Source organism: Shewanella sp. H8, from assembly GCF_040285065.1.
Taxonomy (GTDB): domain Bacteria; phylum Pseudomonadota; class Gammaproteobacteria; order Enterobacterales; family Shewanellaceae; genus Shewanella; species Shewanella polaris.
This window is the reverse complement of sequence record NZ_CP157213.1, coordinates 321,426-340,467: the sequence shown is the minus strand read 5'-3', so window position 1 is coordinate 340,467 and position 19,042 is coordinate 321,426. Positions and strand designations below refer to the sequence as shown.

The window sequence follows — 19,042 nt, the reverse complement described above, 5'->3', positions numbered from 1 at the left end:
GCGCGTTATTGGAGATAATAATTGTATTCACCCGCTAACTTCGTACAATGTTATAACATATTAGTGATAAAAGAATGGAGAGAATTGATGTCACAACAAGGTTCAGCGGGTAATGTACTCGCAGCAGTAGCCAGTTTATTTTTCCCCGGCTTGGGTCAACTTTTACAAGGTCGTATTTTAGCAGCTTTGTTATTTTTCTGTATAACCGTCTTCTGCTATTTCTTCTCAGTACTGGTTTTTCCATTCATTATTGGCGCACTTTTCCATCTTTGGAGCATCATTGATGCAGCAAGATTTAAATCAGATAGTTAGTCCTTAACGAGGTAATTTTACGCCTCAAACAATAAAAGAGACACATTTATGAGAAAATGGATATCACTTGCGCTACTAAGTAGCAGTTTACTGTTGAGTGGCTGCCAAAGTGCCTATTACGGTGCAATGGAAAAAGTTGGCTACCACAAGCGCGACATAATGGTCGATCGCGTTCAAAGTGCCAAAGAATCCCAAGAAGAAGCGCAGGAACAATTTAGCTCAGCTTTAGAAGAAATGCAGGCTTTATTGGCATTTGATGGCGGTGATTTAGAAGATGCCTACAATAAAGCAAAAGATGAATATGAATCGGCGCAATCAGCAGCAGATGAAGTCACCGACCGCATTGGCAAAGTAGAAGATGTCGCAGAGGCATTATTTGACGAATGGCAGGCCGAAATAGAAGAAATAAGCAAAGCCAGTTTACGCCGCAACAGCACCAATAAACTTAATGAAACTAAGCGATCATATAGCAAGCTAGTTAAAAGTATGCGTCGAGCTGAAGCCAAAATGCCACCCATATTAACCGCGATGAAAGACAATATGTTGTATTTAAAACATAATCTAAACGCTCAGGCAATTGGTGCTATTAAGGGTGAATTTGCCAGTTTACAGACAGATATCTCTAGTCTGATTAAAGAAATGAATAAATCGATTGCCGAATCGAATAAATTTATCGAGTCAATGGAGCAAGGTTAACCATTACCGCAAATATCGACTCAATGCCCTAAAGCGGTAACCTAAAAAATCGTTACACTAAAACGATCTAGGTGCTGCTTTGGGGTAATTAAAAATCGTCAGATATCCGTTATCTCGATATATAATAGACTGAGATACAATAAACCTAAAATTAGTCGATTGGTGATTCGTCCATGGGCAAAGCCGTACGGCTAAAAACTTGCCTTAATACCACAGTGGTTTCAATACTGGCGACAAACTTGAGGTTACCGAGTGATTTTTTGATAAAGTGTTGATAAGAAACTAAGTCTTTAGAGACTATTTTTAATAAATAATCATAAGCCCCAGTGACCACAGCACATTCCATCACTTGAGGGAGTTGCGCCATTGTTGACTCAAACAATGCTGTCGACTGATCTGTGTGTTCAGTTAAGCGTACCGATGTATAAACTACAACATTCAACCCGACTTTAAGCGGATCAACTTGCGCACCATAGCCCAAAATCACTTTATCTTGTTCAAGTTTTTTTACCCTGCGTAAACAAGGAGTATCTGACATATTAACCTTGTCGGCTAACTCAGAAATAGCAATTCGACCATGACGTTGTAAAATATCTAATAGTTTGAGATCTTTCTTATCCATTGAACATATCGCTTTTTAGTGAAAGACAAATGAGTGATTAAGCATATAAATATCATATTTATGAGTGAATTCCTCTACAAACTTATCATACTATTAATTTATTCAATGAGATGCCCTCTCACTAATTGCAATAAAGCTGTCAATGGTTGAAGCCTTAGAAGACTACGCAATAAAAAATGGAATGCTTAAATGGCATGTAAATCATGACCTCTACATATTCATAAGATAAATAAAATATTGTATTAATTGAAAATAAACCTATCCCAGTAATAGCCAAATATACTTTTAATCATCAAATAAAAAACCCGATAAAGACTTATCGGGTTTTTTTATTTACTTGCCCTATATAAACTAGGGCACTACTAAGCTTAAGAATTACAAGCTGTAATACATTTCAAACTCAAGTGGATGAGTCGTACGTGAGACACGCTCACACTCTGCTGTTTTAAGCTGAATATAAGACTGAATAAAGTCTTCGCTGAACACGCCGCCTTTAGTCAAAAACTCATGATCCGCCTGTAGATTTTCCAGTGCGTTTTCTAATGACGTAGCAACCTGTGGGATCTCAGCCGCTTCTTCAGCAGGTAAGTCATACAAATCTTTGTCCATTGCTTCACCTGGGTGGATCTTGTTTTGAATACCGTCAAGACCAGCCATTAGCAATGCAGAAAAACCTAAATATGGATTTGCATGTGGATCAGGGAAACGCGCTTCGATACGACGGCCTTTAGGGCTTGGTACCACTGGAATACGGATTGAGGCTGAACGGTTACGTGCAGAATATGCAAGCATAACTGGCGCTTCAAAATGCGGTACTAAACGCTTGTAAGAGTTTGTACTTGGGTTAGTAAATGCATTCAATGCACGAGCATGCTTAATGATACCGCCAATATAGTAAAGCGCGATGTCACTTAGGCCAGCATATTTATCACCAGCAAATAAGTTAACGCCGTCTTTAGCTAAAGACTGATGCACATGCATACCACTACCGTTGTCACCTACAATTGGTTTTGGCATAAATGTCGCTGTTTTACCATAAGCATGAGCCATGTTATGAACAACGTATTTTAGAATTTGGATTTCATCAGCTTTCTTAGTCAATGTATTGAAACGTGTTGCAATTTCGTTTTGACCCGCAGTTGCCACTTCGTGGTGATGCGCTTCAACAACTTGACCCATTTCTTCAAGTACTAAACACATTGCAGAACGTAGGTCTTGTGAAGAATCAACTGGTGCTACAGGGAAATAACCACCTTTCACCATTGGACGGTGACCAGTATTGCCTTCTTCATAGCTCTTAGCAGAGTTCCATGATGCTTCTTTAGCATCAATCTTAACGAAACAACCTGACATATCCGTACCAAAACGGACATCGTCAAATATAAAGAATTCAGGCTCTGGACCAATTAATACGGTATCAGCGATGCCAGTAGAAATTAGATACTGTTCGGCTTTTTTTGCAATAGAGCGAGGGTCACGATCATAACCCGTCATCGTACCTGGCTCTAAAATATCACAACGGATAAGTGCTGTGGTTTCTTCTGTGAAAGGGTCTAATAGAAAAGTTGTTGCGTCTGGCATTAGCACCATGTCAGATTCATTAATGCCTTTCCAGCCTGTAATTGAAGAACCGTCAAACATTTTGCCATCTTCAAAGAAATCTTCATCTACTTGATGAGACGGAATAGAAACATGTTGTTCCTTACCTTTAGTGTCGGTAAAGCGTAAGTCTACAAACTTAACTTCTAACTCTTCAAGTTGCTTTAAAACTGATTCAACTGACATTCTAAGCCTCCGTTAGGGTAAAGGGTTGTCCCTTAATATAATTTTGTTATTCGCCAGATAATGCATCTGGAAAACGAATTTTGCATAATTATCTGCAGTAAAGCGATATTCATGCCACATCGCTAAGTAATTGATTTTACGAAAATGAGAAATACACTTCACACTCCGAACACACCAATTGCACCAATACAGTGCGCAACGAGTTTACTTATGGTGCAATAGTCCATAATAGTGCGTCGTAATTATCTTGGTGTTTTAGCTCTGTCACATTTTAGTATCACACCTTTGTTATGTTTAATATATAAACGTTTCATATTGTTTTTTTTAGGCTTAGAAAGCAATATATTTACAGGTGTTCAAAAATAATCCTATCTACAAAAGCCGCTGTGAAGTAGAATGGCACGCTTTTTTACATTGGCTATAATAGATAGCTTTTGTTAGATCCTTTTTTTTATTTGCTGGTTTAGAGGTTTATCTGTGTTAGAGAATTTACGTAACATCGCCATTATTGCCCACGTTGACCATGGCAAAACAACCCTGGTTGACAAAATGTTGGCGCAGTCAGGAACCCTTGCATCTCGTGGAGAAGCTACTGAGCGGGTTATGGATTCTAACGATCTTGAAAAAGAACGTGGGATCACCATTCTGGCAAAGAATACTGCCATCCAGTGGAACGACTACCGTATTAATATCGTTGATACTCCTGGCCATGCCGATTTCGGTGGTGAAGTAGAACGTGTTTTATCTATGGTCGATTCAGTATTACTATTGGTTGACGCAGTTGATGGCCCAATGCCACAAACTCGCTTTGTAACCAAGAAAGCATTCGCTCAAGGCCTTAAGCCGATTGTTGTTATCAACAAAATTGACCGTCCAAGTGCTCGTCCAGATTGGGTTATTGACCAAGTATTCGATTTATTCGTTAACTTAGGTGCCACTGACGAACAATTAGACTTCCCAATCGTTTATGCTTCGGCATTAAATGGTTTTGCAACATTAGATCCTGATGTAGCAAGCGATGATATGACGCCTCTATTCCAAACTATCGTTGAGAAAGTATCTTTCCCTGACGCTGATGCGGAAGCGCCATTCCAAATGCAAATTTCTCAAATCGATTATAACTCATACGTGGGTGTTATCGGTATTGGCCGTATTACCCGTGGTAGCGTTAAGACTAACCAACAAGTGACTATTATTGGCGCTGATGGTAAGACTCGTAACGGTAAAATGGGCCAAGTATTAGGTTACATGGGTCTTGACCGTACCGAAGTGCCAATTGCAAATGCAGGCGACATCGTTGCAATTACAGGTTTAGGTGAACTTAAAATCTCTGACACTATCTGTGCAGTGAATGCAGTAGAAGCAATGCCACCGTTAACTGTTGATGAACCAACATTAACAATGACATTCCAAGTAAACACTTCTCCGTTCGCGGGTAAAGAAGGTAAGTATGTGACTTCACGTAACATACTTGAGCGTTTACAAACTGAATTAGTTCACAACGTTGCACTTCGCGTTGAAGAAACAGAAAGTCCAGACCGTTTCCGCGTTTCAGGACGTGGTGAATTACACTTATCGATTTTAATTGAAAACATGCGTCGTGAAGGCTATGAATTAGCAGTATCGCGTCCTGAAGTTATTCTCAAAACAATTGATGATGAGTTATGTGAACCATACGAAACGGTAACCGTTGACGTTGAAGAAGAACATCAAGGTACCGTAATTGAAAAATTAGGTGTTCGTAAAGGTGAAATGAAAGACATGCAGCTTGATGGTAAAGGTCGTGTACGTATCGACTTCATCATTCCTAGCCGTGGCTTAATTGGTTTCCAAACCGAGTTCTTAACTGCAACATCTGGTACGGGTCTAATTTATCATTCATTTGATCACTACGGTCCACACAAAGGTGGCGATATTGGTCAACGTGCTAACGGCGTATTGATTTCAAACGCAACAGGTAAAGCGCTAACTTTCGCTCTTTTTGCATTACAAGACCGTGGTCGTATGTTTATTGGTCACGCTGCCGAAGTGTATGAAGGTCAAGTTGTGGGTATACACGCTCGCTCTAACGATTTGACAGTAAACTGTCTTAAAGGTAAGCAGCTAACTAACATGCGCGCATCAGGTACTGATGAAGCACAAGTACTGACGACTCCTATTACATTGACACTTGAACAAGCGCTTGAGTTCATCGATGATGATGAATTAGTTGAAGTAACTCCTAAGAACATTCGTGTTCGTAAGAGATTCTTAACTGAAAATGAGCGTAAGCGTAATAACCGCGGTTAATCAATGAGTGGCAAATTATATTTGTCACACTTGAAACCTAAAAAGCCCAGATGCCTGTTGCATCTGGGCTTTTTGTTAGCGGTGATTTGGAATCAACATGAAAACATTTAACTAGATATTTTACCCAAACCTAGATAAATTCACGTAATATCAAATTTACTCATTATCTGGTTATATAATTAACGAGAATAGAATCATATCAATTGAAGGAGATTATATAAGTATGTTGCATCAAGTGAGTGTCGCGAAACTGGCCAATGTTTATTTTAACGGTAAAGTCGTCAGTAGAAGTGTAGTGTTAGCCGATGGCAGTAAACAAACTTTTGGCGTAGTAATGCCTGGTGAATATGAGTTTTCAACAGCTCAAGGTGAAATAATGCAAGTCATTTCAGGTGAATTTGACGTATTATTACCAGGCCAAACAGAATGGGTAGCTTACGCTACTGGTAGCCAGTTTCAACTTGCACCAAATGTGAGCTTTAGTATCCGAACAGAGCAAATTTCAGAATACTGCTGTCAATATATCTAATCATATTGAGTGCTCATCTCATTACCCACTTCAGCTTAACCAGTTTAAGCTGATTTTTTCTATAAAAACGTCTACTCTATTGAAACGATTGTTTTATGGAGTGGATCATGCGCCTTATCATACTTATTGGTTTGCTATTATTGAGTAGCCAAAGTCTTGCTACTGTTTACCGTTGGGTAGATGACACTGGTAAAGTTCATTACTCAGATGAACCGAAAAATAATGCTGAAGTTGTTGATCTAAATGAAAACACCCAAAATAACATGACAATTAACACGCCTACAAAAATCAATACAACACCAACAACAGAAACCAAAATTAACTACAAAATATCGATTATCTCACCTCGAGAAGATACCACAATTCGTGATAATAACGGTGCGTTTACGGTGTCAGTTAGCGCCTCACCTCAGTTACCTCGCGGAGTATTATTTACTTTACTTGTTGATGGAGTGACTACGGCATCACCTCAGGTATCCAATGAGTTTCAATTAACGGGCATCAATCGTGGTCAACATTCTATTGTTGTTAACGCTGTAACACAAAGCGGCAAAGTCCTTGCATCAAGCTCTCCTAGAAAGATATTCCTTCACCAAGCATCTGTATTTGGGCCGGCAAAAAAGCCTAAGTGATTAAGATAAAATCTAGCTTATTCATTGATTTATAAATTTATGCGTGACTATTTATCTTAGGAAGAGCTTGTGTGTTCCGGGTTGTGCGTCGCACCAAATCGGTGCATTATAATAGTGCAACCCTATACTAGGACGACTAATGGACACAAATAATCTACTAAATCATTTAGTCACAGCAGTGCTGGTAATCAATACCGAGCTCAAGCCGTGCTATGCCAATGCGGCAGCTGCACAATTATTGGGAGTCGGTAACCACAAAATACTTGAACAAACTTTACCTGAGTTATATCAATTAATGGGGGTTGAACCACAATTACTGCGTAATGCCATTAATGCAGGCCAAAGTCTTACCGTTAATACTGCAGCGTTAATTACCCTAGAGGGTCAACACCACACTATTGATATCACCTTAATGCCCATTGAAAATGACACCAATTTAAGCATTTTGGAGTTACGCCAAGTTGATCAGCAGCGTCGTATCCATCAGCAACTTAATATGGACGCTCAACAACAAGCGGCACAATTTTTAGTGCGTAATCTCGCCCATGAAATAAAAAACCCACTCGGGGGGCTTCGTGGCGCAGCGCAGTTATTATCACGCGAATTAACTTCACCCGATCTAAAAGAATTTACCAGTTTAATTATCGAACAGGCTGATAGATTGCGTAATTTAGTCGATCGCTTGCTTGGGCCACAACGTCCAACCCAGCATGCTGAGCACAACATCCATCAAGTAATACAAAAAGTATTGAAACTCGTTGAGATGGCACTGCCTAGTAATATTAACTTAACGCGCGATTATGATCCGTCGATACCCGATATTCAAATGGACCCAGAGCAAATGCAGCAAGCAATATTGAATATTGTGCAAAATGCCATTCAGGCTTTGGAGCATTGTGGCGGTGATATCGTCATTCGAACGCGTACCCAACATCAAGTCACTATTGGAACAAAGCACTATAAAGTAGTACTCGCCTTATCCATTATCGATAACGGCCCCGGTATTCCTGCAGAATTAATCGACACACTTTTTTATCCGATGGTCACGGGTCGTGACGAAGGTTCAGGATTAGGTTTATCCATTGCACATAACATTGCTCGATTACATGGCGGTCGCATCGATTGTGTCTCGGCACCAGGTCATACCGAATTTATTATTAACCTGCCATTACAATAACTAGCATGCCCTTTGTAGGCAGAATGAGGTAGTAACATGAACATTAGTGAACAAGTTTGGATCCTCGATGATGATAGCTCAATCCGTTGGGTACTCGAAAAAGCACTTCAAGGTGCATCACTGTCAACAGCCAGTTTTGCAGCTGCTGAATCCTTATGGCAAGCTCTAGAAGCATCGCAACCACAAGTCATTGTTTCTGATATCCGTATGCCTGGCACTGATGGGTTAACCTTGCTTGATCGCTTACAACTACATTATCCACATATTCCAGTCATCATCATGACAGCGCACTCAGACTTAGACAGTGCCGTGAGTGCATATCAAGCCGGTGCATTTGAATACTTGCCAAAACCATTCGATATCGATGAAGCCATTAATTTGGTCGAGCGCGCACTCACTCATGCAACAGAGCAAATACCACAACCTGTTATTGATACGACGATAAAAACACCAGAAATTATTGGTGAAGCCCCTGCAATGCAGGAAGTATTTCGTGCCATTGGTCGCTTATCTCGTTCATCGATTAGTGTCCTCATTAATGGCCAATCAGGTACTGGTAAAGAGTTAGTTGCAGGCGCATTACACAAACATAGTCCTCGCAAAGACAAACCGTTTATTGCATTAAATATGGCAGCGATTCCAAAAGATTTGATTGAGTCAGAACTTTTCGGTCATGAAAAAGGCGCCTTTACTGGTGCAGCCAACGTGCGCCAAGGACGTTTTGAACAAGCTAATGGTGGTACCCTGTTTTTAGATGAAATTGGTGATATGCCAATTGATGTCCAAACTCGATTATTACGTGTGCTTGCTGATGGTCAGTTTTATCGTGTTGGTGGTCATCAAGCGGTGCAAGTTGATGTACGAATTATTGCCGCAACACATCAAAACCTCGAAGTGCAGGTGCAAAAAGGCACCTTCCGCGAAGATTTGTTTCATCGCCTTAATGTGATCAGAGTGCATTTACCACCATTATCACAACGCCGTGAAGACATTGCCCAACTCGCCAATCATTTTTTAAGCACGGCAGCTAAAGAGATCGGTGTTGAACCTAAAATACTCACCAAAGAAACGGCCGTAAAACTGGCTAACTTACCTTGGCCGGGCAATGTTCGCCAACTTGAAAATACTTGTCGTTGGTTAACGGTGATGGCGTCCGGACAAGAAATTTTACCGCAAGATTTACCACCAGAATTGCTCAAAGACCCAGTAGCAAACCAGCAAAAACAAGCTGGATCAAGTGATTGGCAAACCGCATTAACTGATTGGATTGATGAAAAGCTGGCTGCAGGTGAAAGTGACTTACTCACTGAAGTTCAACCTGAATTTGAACGTATTTTACTTGAAACAGCACTTAGACATACTCAAGGCCATAAGCAAGAAGCCGCTAAACGCCTGGGGTGGGGTCGCAATACCCTAACGCGTAAATTGAAAGAACTGTCGATGGATTAAGCACAAGTATTGCCATCATAATCGCAGTAATGCCTGTGTTGCTTTAAGGTTTGTTAAGCTTTACTCACTTTACAAACCTTAATCCAGTGCAGAATAAACCATATATCTCAAACAGCCATTTTCGCGAGACTATGTTGGATTATCATCCAATCAGTTAGTTGTCATCCCACAAATCTGTATCCAAACAACCGCCAAATAATCAATTAATCCCGCGATAAAGGTTAATAAAAAGCATCGTTCTCTATTCATCATTGATTAAACAGGATCTTGGTGAATAATCACTTCAGCATCATCAAATGCCGCTTTAATCGTAAACTCTGCTTTTTCTGCTATTTTATGAGCATCATGCAGTGATAAGTCACCAGCAAGTTCCATGTGTAATTGAATAAACGTAGTTTTACCCGCTTGACGAGTGCGTAGATCATGAACCCCTTGAACCCGAGGATCTTGTTTAGCTAATGCTTTAATCTTATTGCGAGTATCATCATCGAGTTCCCTATCGAGTAAGCTTTGAATGGAACGATAACTCAAACCAATGGCTTGATTGCCAATAAACAACGCGATAAATACAGCAAATAGACCATCAGCCCACCACCAACCATATTGCGCTAATACCAAGGCTAATAAAACCGCCGCATTTAATAACAAATCAGATTTATAATGCAGTGAATCAGCTTCAACCACAGAACTGTTGGTTTTCACCAAAGCGTGACGTTGCAGTAACACTAAGGTAAATGTCAGTACTATCGCAATAATAGACACCACTATGCCACTCATCGGATTGGTTACCGGAACAGGGTTAATTAACTTTTCACCGCCATAAAGCAAAAGTAATGACGCTGATCCTAAAATGAATGCAGCTTGGGCCAACGATGCTAACGGCTCAGCTTTACCATGGCCATAGCGATGATCTTTATCTGCTGGCACAATGGCATAACGAATCGCGATAAAATTAACAATCGACGCCAACGCATCAGCAAATGAATCTGTTAACGACCCCAGCATACTGGCCGAGCCTGAATAAAGCCAAGCGATTAACTTAATGACAATAAGGCACAGTGCCGTAGCGATTGATGCTCGACTGGCTAACTTGACCCAAAAGTCATATTCAGAAGTTGTAGACATAGTGAAGTTATCAGCTCTTTAGCTTGGTAATAAACAGCCTTTACTATAGCAAGTTCGTTGCTTAATGAGGATAAAGTTTACTAAAGTAACCGTTTGTTATATGCAATATGTGACCATTAGCAAACTTGCATAAACAAAAAAGCCGTTACCACAAGGTAACGGCTTTAAACGATTATACTTTATAACCATGCGCTAACGATTAATCACGAGACTTATGGCCTTTGTCACCTTTACCAAACTGAAACTTATCTTTAAACGTTTGTTGCTGTTCAGGCGTTAATAATTGGTAAATTTCGTTTTGCATTTTCAAATGCGTTAGCATGCCCTGTAGACGTTGTTGCTGCTGCGCTTCGGCCATCTTAGTTGCTTTAGCTTCGTCAATACTAGTGCTAGTAATTAAGGCTAGCATTTCTGCACGGTGTTCAGAACGCTGCTCTTTAGTTGGGCGCTCTGGACGTTTGGCCTGATATTTGTCGAATATCGCTTCAACTTTCGCTTTTTGTTCATCCGTTAAATCCAGCTTGCGGAGCATTTTATGCATACCGTCTTTAGGACCATGATGTCTGTCACCTTTATTAGCACAGCGTTCAGTTTTTGCAGTGTTGTCTGAAGTATCTGCGGCATATAACTGACCAGCTAATAATGCCGAACTTGCCACTAAGGCAACTAAACTCGTTTTGATGATTGATGATGTTTTCATTGTTAAGTTCCTCGGTTTAAATGGGATTCGATTTCTGCCTTAGCAGATTTGATACTCAGTTTACCGAATGCAATGTCAATGAGGGTTAAGACAGAGTAAACCTATGTAAAGAGTATTTTTCTTAACACTTTAGCACTATTATGACATGATCGATCTTGCATATTGTACGATAAGAATCCTTGTAATGAGAGCTAGTTAACGTTATTCATACTTGATCCTTACAGCAATCATATTAGGGCATAAAATCACTTTATTAGCGCTTTTATGGAATAAGTTATGAATAGATTGATTGGCCAATTACTGTTACTTCTTTGTGTTTTTGTCGTGGCTCCAAGCTCAATAGCCAGTACCACAGCATCAACAGATGACTCACTTTGGTATAGCCAGCAAAACCAACAGCCAATAGTTAAACTGCATTTCTTTTGGTCTAAAACTTGTCCACATTGTCGTGAAGCGCACCCTTTTATTGATGCTTTAGGCGAACGTTTTGATTGGATAGAGTTACACGATTATGCCATTAACGAACCCGGCAACGTCGATAAACTCATGGAAATGGGTAAACAAACGGGTGTTGAACCTAAATCAGTGCCCTACTTCGCCATTTGTGGTGAGGCGGTGGTTGGCTATAACAGTCATGATGTCACTGGGCGCTACATATTAGAGCGCTTAGTTAACTGCTACCAACGCCAAGGTGGTAAAGCAGACGTTGGTGATAAACTCGATGATTTTCTCGGCGCAACTCAAACCGTACCCCCCCCTTTATTTGAAACCTGTAGCGACAATAGTGACAACCCACAAGCCGAAGGTTCATGCGGCATGTCGTTTGAACAGGCCAGTGATATTGTCCCTGAACCAAGCGTTCAACCTGTCGACATTCCATTAATTGGTGCCGTACACCCTGAAGAAATGTCATTACCTGTACTCACCGTAGTATTAGCGGGTGTCGATGCCTTTAATCCTTGCGCCTTTTTCGTACTACTGTTTTTACTGAGCATTATGGTTAATGCTGGCAGCCGCAAACGCATGCTATTAGTGGGCGGGATTTTTGTATTTTTCTCAGGCTTTATCTATTTTATATTTATGAGCGCTTGGCTTAACTTATTCCAAGTACTTGGCGGTGGTGACGGTGGAATAATTATTACTTGTGCCGGTGTATTGGCATTAATCGCAGCGCTGGTGAATATAAAAGATTACTTTTATGGTCGTGGCGACGTTAGCCTATCAATGTCCGTTGAAAATCGTGGCTCGCTTATCAAGCGAATGGGTAAATTGTCAAAAGCCAGCTCGCTACCTGCGATGCTTTTAGGCTCAACCATTTTGGCTATTTTAGCTAACACCTATGAGCTGCTGTGTACTGCTGGTTTCCCGATGATTTACACCTCAGTGTTATCATTATCAGATATCGACACTATGCAACGTTACTTATACCTCATTGCTTATAACGTGGTTTACGTTATCCCACTTGCTGCCATTGTGATTGTATTCTCTATGACGCTAGGTAAACGTAAACTTACCGAAAAAGAAGGTGAAGTGCTTAAACTGATGTCAGGCATTATGATGTTAGGGTTAGGCAGTATGCTCGTCTTTAACCCTAGCTCATTGCAAAATGCAGTCTTTTCGGTAGGCCTGATCCTCGGATCTATTGTTCTTACCTTTATCATCGCCAGAATCAAACGTTATCTATTGAGAAATAAAGCTGGCTAAATGTAAAACAATGCAATGTTGATATGATTTAATCTTGGCATGCTATAAGCTTAATTGATCAAAAAATCTGTATGTTAACGTCAACATACAGATTTTCTTTGTGCCAGAGGACAGTTATGAATCGCATTCTACTTATCGACGATGATATTGGTCTATCAGACCTACTTAGCCAATTACTCGAGCTGGAAGGTTTTGCCTTGACCCAAGCTTATGATGGTGAGCAAGGGCTTATGATGGCGCAACAGCAAGACTTTGATTTAATCTTACTTGACGTTATGCTGCCTAAACTTAATGGTTTTGAAGTATTGCGAGCTTTGCGCCAGAGAAAACAAACGCCGGTATTAATGCTAACCGCTCGCGGCGATGAAATTGACCGTGTTGTGGGTCTTGAAATCGGTGCTGATGATTACTTGCCAAAACCCTTTAATGACCGCGAATTAGTGGCTCGAATTAGAGCCATCTTACGCAGAGCAAACACCACCCAACAAGACAGCCAAGCTAATGAAATGCTACTGTTTGGTGATTTACGCCTCGATCCTACCCGCCAAGAAACCTATTGTAATGAGCAACTGATCATTTTAACGGGTACCGAATTTTCTCTATTATTTAATTTAATCGAGAAAACCGGCGAACTGGTCACCAAAGAATCATTAAGCGAAAACGTATTAGGCAAAAAGTTAATGCCATTTGACCGCAGCTTAGATATGCATTTATCTAATCTACGCAAAAAACTACCAGAGCGCCAAGATGGCCGTCCACGAGTCAAAACCCTACGCGGAAAAGGTTATATTTGGATACCATAATGCTAAAAAACAACCCATTTAACAGACTGTTTTTTAAACTATTATTGGGGTTTTGGCTATGCAGCTCCTTGATTATTGCCTTAGTGTCATTATTGCCGCTATTACAGCAAAGTCATGACCGTTCGCCTTTACCTCCTAGTCTTGAGCGCATACTGAAAAATGTCGCAGAGCAGATACAAGAGGAACCTCAATTACTTGAAAATAGAAACTTACAACGCCTGTTTCCTCGACGAAATCAAGATGAGCCCCGTAATAAGCATGAAGGCGGTCCTTTACGTTTATATTTAACCGATGCCGAAGGGCAAGTATTAAATACTAAACGGATCTCACGAGGATTTAGACGTTTTCAACTCATGGCAGAGGAAGCAGAGCAGCCAATTAGTCACCAATTTAGAGATGAACTTATTTTTGGCCCCTATTCATTTGAGGTCAACGGCAAAGCTTATCAATTATTTGGCCGTTTTCCCGATAACCATCCACAACCGTGGTTTTTCTTCTTTTCCGACAATAAGCTACTCACAGCAGCTCTAGCCACTTTATTATCGGGCCTATTATGCGGTCTGCTCGCATGGTATTTAAGTAAGCCATTACGGTCTTTAAGACAGAGTGCCAATGCCCTTGCCAAAGGAGATTTATCTAGCCGAGTCGATGTAGCTACCGTAAATCGTGGCGATGAAATGGGCCAATTAGCACAGGCTTTTAACGGCATGGCTGATGCCGTACAAACCATGATTAACAATCAACAAAGATTAATGGGCGATATATCCCATGAACTGCGCACTCCACTTACTAGGCTGCAATTAGCCTTGGCCTTAGGCCGTAAAAAAGGGCAGCAAAGTAAAGAGCTAGATCGTATCGGCTATGAAGCCTTACAACTTGAAGCACTAATAAGCGAATTGCTAACCCTCTCTCGAGTAAGCTTAGCCAGCCATGAAAACAAATTGATGTTGGAATTAGCGGAATCTTTAAGCCAAGTATTAGATGACGCCGAATTTGAAGCCGAGCAGCAAGGAAAAAATTTACAGATTGATATACCAGAGGCGCTGAAACTTCCTCAACACCCGAAGACGCTCTCCCGCGCCATAGAAAATTTGCTACGTAATGCTATTTACTATGCCAATAGCCAGATAACCATAAGCGCAGCCCTAGTGGGCAAGTACATATTGATTACAGTAAAAGATGACGGTCCAGGTATAGACCCAAAAGAGCTTGAAGCTATTTTTAAACCTTTCTATCGCCCCGACACTGCCAGAGACAGGCAAAGCGGCGGTTGGGGTTTAGGGCTGGCAATCACTCAAGCCGCCATTACATTACACCAAGGCAGTATAGTGGCAGAAAACCTTATCAGCCCAACAGGTCAGCGCCAAGGCCTTAAGCTCAATATCAGTTTACCAGTAAGCTAGCCGAACCCAAAAAGACGAAACTTAAGCAATGTAATTCTAATAGTCTCTGTAAAGGTGTTATTCAACTCCCTCTGCACACGCAGGGAATCGGTAACAGCAAGCTCACCTTCATAAGACCACACGGCTGTATCAACATTGAAAGCATTGGCACGATAAACATTTAAGTATTAAGCATGTCATTGCTAGGTAAAAGTTACTCCTAACTGGCAATATTTTCCGATTAAGGCAAGCGGCCTGAGCCGCTTCACCATCAGGCCTAATTATTTTGGCTGCCACTATCGTTTGGCAATAACCCATACCGCGTGCACAATTCCTGGAATGTAGCCTAACAAAGTTAGAATTATGTTTAATAATAAGGTCTTGCTTAGCCCAACTTGCAGAAAAACCCCAAGCGGTGGCAGTAAAATTGCGATTAAAATACGTAATAAATCCATAATCTCCTCCATTTTTAATGTGCTGAGGTTAACTGTTACCCCAACGTAGATTAGCTGACTTGTATTTATTGGCATAAAGTAAGTAGCAATTGCCAGACCACTATTTCAAGTATTGTTGTTATTTCTCTTAATGAGGATAGGATTTTAAGCAATAACAAAATCTCATATATTGGCTTATTAGTATGCTTTTAGCAGAGAAAAAGCCTTTTTAATATAATCCAAAAACATTAGGAGATAACTCTCACAACCTTTGGTGCCTTTGAAGATTATTTGCTAGTATAAATTATGACAGGCCTATACCTTTCGGATAATCTTATGATTTGTAATTTTTTTTCACACAGTTTTTCTCACTGTTATCAAAAAGCACTCTCAAGATTAAGTCGATGGATTCTACTATGGAGTTTAGTCACTACTGTTGTTTGCCTTACCTGCTTTGTATCTACAGATGCTCAGGCAGCGCCCTCGCCTGACACCGTTAAACAACTCATACAGATTACTGATCCAAACAGCGCAATAGACATTGAAATACAAGGCTCTGTGGTCAATCTAAACGGCTCTGCCACGGAGCAAGCGAGTAAAGAGCGTATACTGCAAACCATAGCCGCTTTACCTGATGTGACTCAGGTTGTCGATAACATTCACTTGCAACCTATCAAGCCCTTATCTTTGACTCCACTGCAACATGATGCTGAGCAATTTTGGGACAAAACCTTACTATATTTACCGCGCTTGGCTTTAGGGCTGTCGATATTCTTATTCCTATTTTGGCTTTCACACCCTTTAGCTCGTTTATTCATTAGCCCCTTAGCTTGGGTAACAAAAAGTGAGTTGATCCGTTTAGTGATGCAGCGCAGCATCAGTGTATTGATTATATTGTTGGGGCTATATATATTCTTGCGTCTTGCGGGCTTAACTCAGTTTGCAGTTGCGATTATTAGCAGCACTGGTGTCATTGGCCTGATTTTAGGTTTTGCCTTTAAAGACATCGCCGAAAACTTTATTTCCAGCTTACTACTCAGTGTACAGCGTCCATTCAAATTAGGTGATGTAATATCCGTTGAGGGGAATTTGGGGGTAGTAAAGCAAGTCACAGCAAGGGCTACCACGTTAGTCGACTACGACGGAAATCATATCCAAATTCCCAATTCCACTATCTATAAAAACGTAATTAAAAATCTTACCGCCAACCCGAGAATGCGTGGCCATTTTGTGATTGGCATTGGCTATGATGCAAGTATCCGCAAGGCTCAGGATATCGCTATGGAGATTATGAGCGATCATCACGGCGTACTCGCAGATCCAGAGCCACAGGTGCTGATAAAAAACCTTGGTTCATCAACGATTAATCTGCAAGTGTATTTTTGGGTCAATGCTGAAACTCACAGTGTTCCAAAAGTGGCTTCAATTCTAATGCGCTTACTGGTGCGCGCTTATGAAGCGAATCAGATCAGCCTGCCTGACGATGCTCGCGAACGCATTTTCCCTCAAGGGATGCAATTGGTAACCAACGGACATCAACAAGATGAAACACCTCTGAATACTACACAAAGTACTGAACACAACACTGAGAAAACTCAAGAGTCATTAGAAGATACCCATAATGAGGTTAGCGATGACATAAGCAGCGATACCGATGATATACGTCAACAAGCTGCACAATCACGAGACCCTGAAAGTGGTGCCAATATTATCTAAGCTCTGATGTTGGTAGAGGAATAGTCATGGAACTTTTACTTCTCCATATGCTAGCTATACCGCTAAGGCGTCTATAAAATCACCAGTGTTTTATGCAACTGTTACAGCCTATATGCAAGTCTCTATTAGCAATTATCATCCGCACTGTATCGTTCATTTTGATAACGTCAGCATTGATAACGTCTCGCAGTTATACCTTGCTTAAGGTATAATTTGTCACTCTTTTTTTGCTTCGCACTATAAGGTTGCTATGTTTCATATTGCCCTTTATGAACCCGAAATCGCTCCAAATACCGGAAACATCATTCGTCTATGCGCCAACAATGGCTCACAGTTACATTTGATTGAACCGTTAGGTTTTGATCTCGAAGAAAAGAAACTTCGCCGCGCGGGCCTAGACTATTCCGATCTAACCACAGTGACTCGCCATAAAAACTATGCAGAGTTTTTAGAGGCCATGGCAGGTAAACGGATTATAGTCTGTACCACTAAAGGCAGCCGTCCTCACACTCAGATAGCTTTTCAAGAAAATGATGTGTTGTTATTTGGCCCCGAAACCCGTGGACTACCCATGGATATTATTGATGCGACGCCACTTGCACAGCGATTACGTATTCCAATGACCGCCAATAGTCGCAGTTTAAATTTATCAAATTCAGTCGCCATTATTAGTTATGAAGCATGGCGTCAACTAGGTTTTGTAGGCGCTGAGTAATGAAAAAAACGTTATCACCCGAAACCCAGCAAGATGCTTTAGCCATTGCCAAAGCAACTCAAAAACCTGGGCAAGCAAAAGAACAAACCAAGCTGATTGCGGCGGGGATTGAAAAAGGTATTGCGGAATACAAAAAACGTGAAAAAGCCAAAGCTCGCGATCGAGACAAAGCACGCAAACAACAGCAAAAAAACAAAAATATGTCAGTCAGCAATGATGACGATTCCGATACGTCTTATACAGAATCAGAAAGTAGATTCAACTCGCTAACGTGGTCACTAATGGGATTATTACTGTTAAGCTGGGCCTTATTTATCGCTTACTTTTTTTACCGCTAATCTGTCTTACAGCGAATCAGCTTTATCACTCGCGATAAAGAGTTTATTCAGTCGGTTGACTGGCCTCTACTGACTGTTTAAGTAAGCTAATGGCTCTAATGACTTGATAATTTTCACTGTCGTCATCTAAATAATGAGCGCTTTGTTGCCATTGCCACCCTTGAGTTAACGCATCGGCACCTTCGGTAATGGGATCAAACTGCAACTGCACTAATGCTGGGCGCTGATTTATTTCACCTTTACCTAAAAATGAATAACTGCCCGCTTGCTCATAGAGTGTCAACGCTTGGGATACGTCATCACTAACGCCATTGGCATACAGTAATAAAATATGATCGTGTTGTTGTCTAAACCACCATGTTTCGCTATTTGAAAAACGGCTACCACGACTAACACTAATGAATAAATTTTGTTTATCTGCCGAGCACATGACCGAAGTACTGACCTTTTTCGGCATCGCATTCGGATTGGCGGCGCTGCCTTGCCATTCACCATCTAATTGGCTACAAAACCTATCTAAAGTCACTTTCCCTGCATAAGCAGATGCTGAGTACATAAGTAACAAGCTGGTCGTGACCAATAATATTGAATAACTTTTTTGGCTAACCAAGCGTCTCCTCCTGCAAAAATCCTT

At 40.9% G+C, this 19,042-nt stretch carries 19 protein-coding genes; 13 read left to right on the top strand and 6 right to left on the bottom strand.

What is annotated here, in order from left to right:
• The first annotated feature begins 87 nt into the window (after positions 1-87).
• Positions 88-312, top strand: coding sequence for a hypothetical protein (locus tag ABIS04_RS01470; protein WP_137223610.1), 225 nt, complete (start codon positions 88-90; stop codon positions 310-312).
• A 48-nt stretch (positions 313-360) separates the two neighbouring features.
• On the top strand, positions 361-1,008 hold the full coding sequence (locus tag ABIS04_RS01465; RefSeq protein WP_137223612.1) for a DUF2959 domain-containing protein: 648 nt from the start codon (positions 361-363) through the stop codon (positions 1,006-1,008).
• 151 nt (positions 1,009-1,159) lie between these two features.
• On the opposite strand, the gene ABIS04_RS01460 is transcribed toward ABIS04_RS01465, so the two are convergent.
• Both ABIS04_RS01460 and glnA read right to left on the bottom strand, forming a co-directional pair.
• Positions 1,160-1,630 carry an Lrp/AsnC family transcriptional regulator gene (locus tag ABIS04_RS01460; protein ID WP_137223614.1) on the bottom strand — a complete coding sequence of 157 codons (471 nt, stop codon included), beginning with the start codon at positions 1,628-1,630 and terminating at the stop codon, positions 1,160-1,162.
• Positions 1,631-2,005: 375 nt separating this feature from the next.
• Positions 2,006-3,415 (bottom strand): glutamate--ammonia ligase, encoded by a 1,410-nt coding sequence (glnA, locus tag ABIS04_RS01455; RefSeq protein ID WP_137223616.1) that lies wholly within the window; start codon positions 3,413-3,415, stop codon positions 2,006-2,008.
• A gap of 477 nt (positions 3,416-3,892) precedes the next feature.
• Here glnA and typA point away from each other — a divergent pair, with 477 nt between their 5' ends.
• From typA to glnG, 5 genes are all read left to right on the top strand, one after another.
• The gene (gene typA, locus ABIS04_RS01450) at positions 3,893-5,704 is read left to right on the top strand and encodes a translational GTPase TypA (RefSeq protein ID WP_137223618.1); all 1,812 of its coding nucleotides are present in this window, start codon (positions 3,893-3,895) and stop codon (positions 5,702-5,704) included.
• Between the two features lie 217 nt (positions 5,705-5,921).
• Complete coding sequence (locus ABIS04_RS01445) at positions 5,922-6,233, top strand: pyrimidine/purine nucleoside phosphorylase (RefSeq protein ID WP_137223620.1); 312 nt, start codon at positions 5,922-5,924, stop codon at positions 6,231-6,233.
• 107 nt (positions 6,234-6,340) lie between these two features.
• A complete protein-coding gene (locus ABIS04_RS01440) occupies positions 6,341-6,865 on the top strand; it encodes a DUF4124 domain-containing protein (RefSeq protein WP_140233089.1) in 525 nt (174 codons plus the stop codon).
• Between the two features lie 139 nt (positions 6,866-7,004).
• Positions 7,005-8,042 (top strand): nitrogen regulation protein NR(II), encoded by a 1,038-nt coding sequence (glnL, locus tag ABIS04_RS01435; RefSeq protein WP_140233088.1) that lies wholly within the window; start codon positions 7,005-7,007, stop codon positions 8,040-8,042.
• Positions 8,043-8,078: 36 nt separating this feature from the next.
• Positions 8,079-9,491 (top strand): nitrogen regulation protein NR(I), encoded by a 1,413-nt coding sequence (gene glnG / locus ABIS04_RS01430; protein WP_140233087.1) that lies wholly within the window; start codon positions 8,079-8,081, stop codon positions 9,489-9,491.
• 255 nt (positions 9,492-9,746) lie between these two features.
• Here the strand turns inward: glnG and ABIS04_RS01425 are convergent, their stop codons facing one another.
• Positions 9,747-10,616 carry a cation diffusion facilitator family transporter gene (locus ABIS04_RS01425; RefSeq protein WP_350432373.1) on the bottom strand — a complete coding sequence of 290 codons (870 nt, stop codon included), beginning with the start codon at positions 10,614-10,616 and terminating at the stop codon, positions 9,747-9,749.
• 199 nt (positions 10,617-10,815) lie between these two features.
• Positions 10,816-11,316: a Spy/CpxP family protein refolding chaperone gene (locus tag ABIS04_RS01420; protein ID WP_350432372.1), complete on the bottom strand. Its 501-nt coding sequence runs from the start codon at positions 11,314-11,316 to the stop codon at positions 10,816-10,818.
• 276 nt (positions 11,317-11,592) lie between these two features.
• Between ABIS04_RS01420 and ABIS04_RS01415 the strand changes: the two genes are divergently transcribed.
• From ABIS04_RS01415 to ABIS04_RS01405, 3 genes are all read left to right on the top strand, one after another.
• A complete protein-coding gene (locus ABIS04_RS01415; protein WP_140233084.1) occupies positions 11,593-13,020 on the top strand; it encodes a cytochrome C biosynthesis protein in 1,428 nt (475 codons plus the stop codon).
• A gap of 116 nt (positions 13,021-13,136) precedes the next feature.
• Positions 13,137-13,823, top strand: coding sequence for a response regulator (locus ABIS04_RS01410; protein WP_137223634.1), 687 nt, complete (start codon positions 13,137-13,139; stop codon positions 13,821-13,823).
• A complete protein-coding gene (locus ABIS04_RS01405) occupies positions 13,823-15,226 on the top strand; it encodes an ATP-binding protein (RefSeq protein ID WP_350432371.1) in 1,404 nt (467 codons plus the stop codon). Before ABIS04_RS01410 ends, ABIS04_RS01405 begins: the two co-directional genes overlap by 1 nt.
• A 275-nt stretch (positions 15,227-15,501) precedes the next feature.
• Here the strand turns inward: ABIS04_RS01405 and ABIS04_RS01400 are convergent, their stop codons facing one another.
• Positions 15,502-15,660, bottom strand: coding sequence for a YqaE/Pmp3 family membrane protein (locus ABIS04_RS01400; RefSeq protein ID WP_011635799.1), 159 nt, complete (start codon positions 15,658-15,660; stop codon positions 15,502-15,504).
• 315 nt (positions 15,661-15,975) lie between these two features.
• Here ABIS04_RS01400 and ABIS04_RS01395 point away from each other — a divergent pair, with 315 nt between their 5' ends.
• The 3 genes from ABIS04_RS01395 to ABIS04_RS01385 all read left to right on the top strand — a co-directional run bounded on the left by ABIS04_RS01395 (position 15,976) and on the right by ABIS04_RS01385 (position 18,408).
• Positions 15,976-17,355 carry a mechanosensitive ion channel family protein gene (locus ABIS04_RS01395; RefSeq protein ID WP_140233082.1) on the top strand — a complete coding sequence of 460 codons (1,380 nt, stop codon included), beginning with the start codon at positions 15,976-15,978 and terminating at the stop codon, positions 17,353-17,355.
• 250 nt (positions 17,356-17,605) lie between these two features.
• Complete coding sequence (gene trmL / locus ABIS04_RS01390; RefSeq protein WP_137223640.1) at positions 17,606-18,070, top strand: tRNA (uridine(34)/cytosine(34)/5-carboxymethylaminomethyluridine(34)-2'-O)-methyltransferase TrmL; 465 nt, start codon at positions 17,606-17,608, stop codon at positions 18,068-18,070.
• Positions 18,070-18,408, top strand: coding sequence for a DUF2956 domain-containing protein (locus ABIS04_RS01385; protein ID WP_137223642.1), 339 nt, complete (start codon positions 18,070-18,072; stop codon positions 18,406-18,408). The genes trmL and ABIS04_RS01385 overlap by 1 nt, the downstream gene beginning before the upstream one ends.
• Positions 18,409-18,451: 43 nt before the next feature.
• Here the strand turns inward: ABIS04_RS01385 and ABIS04_RS01380 are convergent, their stop codons facing one another.
• Complete coding sequence (locus ABIS04_RS01380; RefSeq protein WP_240778424.1) at positions 18,452-19,018, bottom strand: hypothetical protein; 567 nt, start codon at positions 19,016-19,018, stop codon at positions 18,452-18,454.
• Between the last annotated feature and the right edge of the window lie 24 nt (positions 19,019-19,042).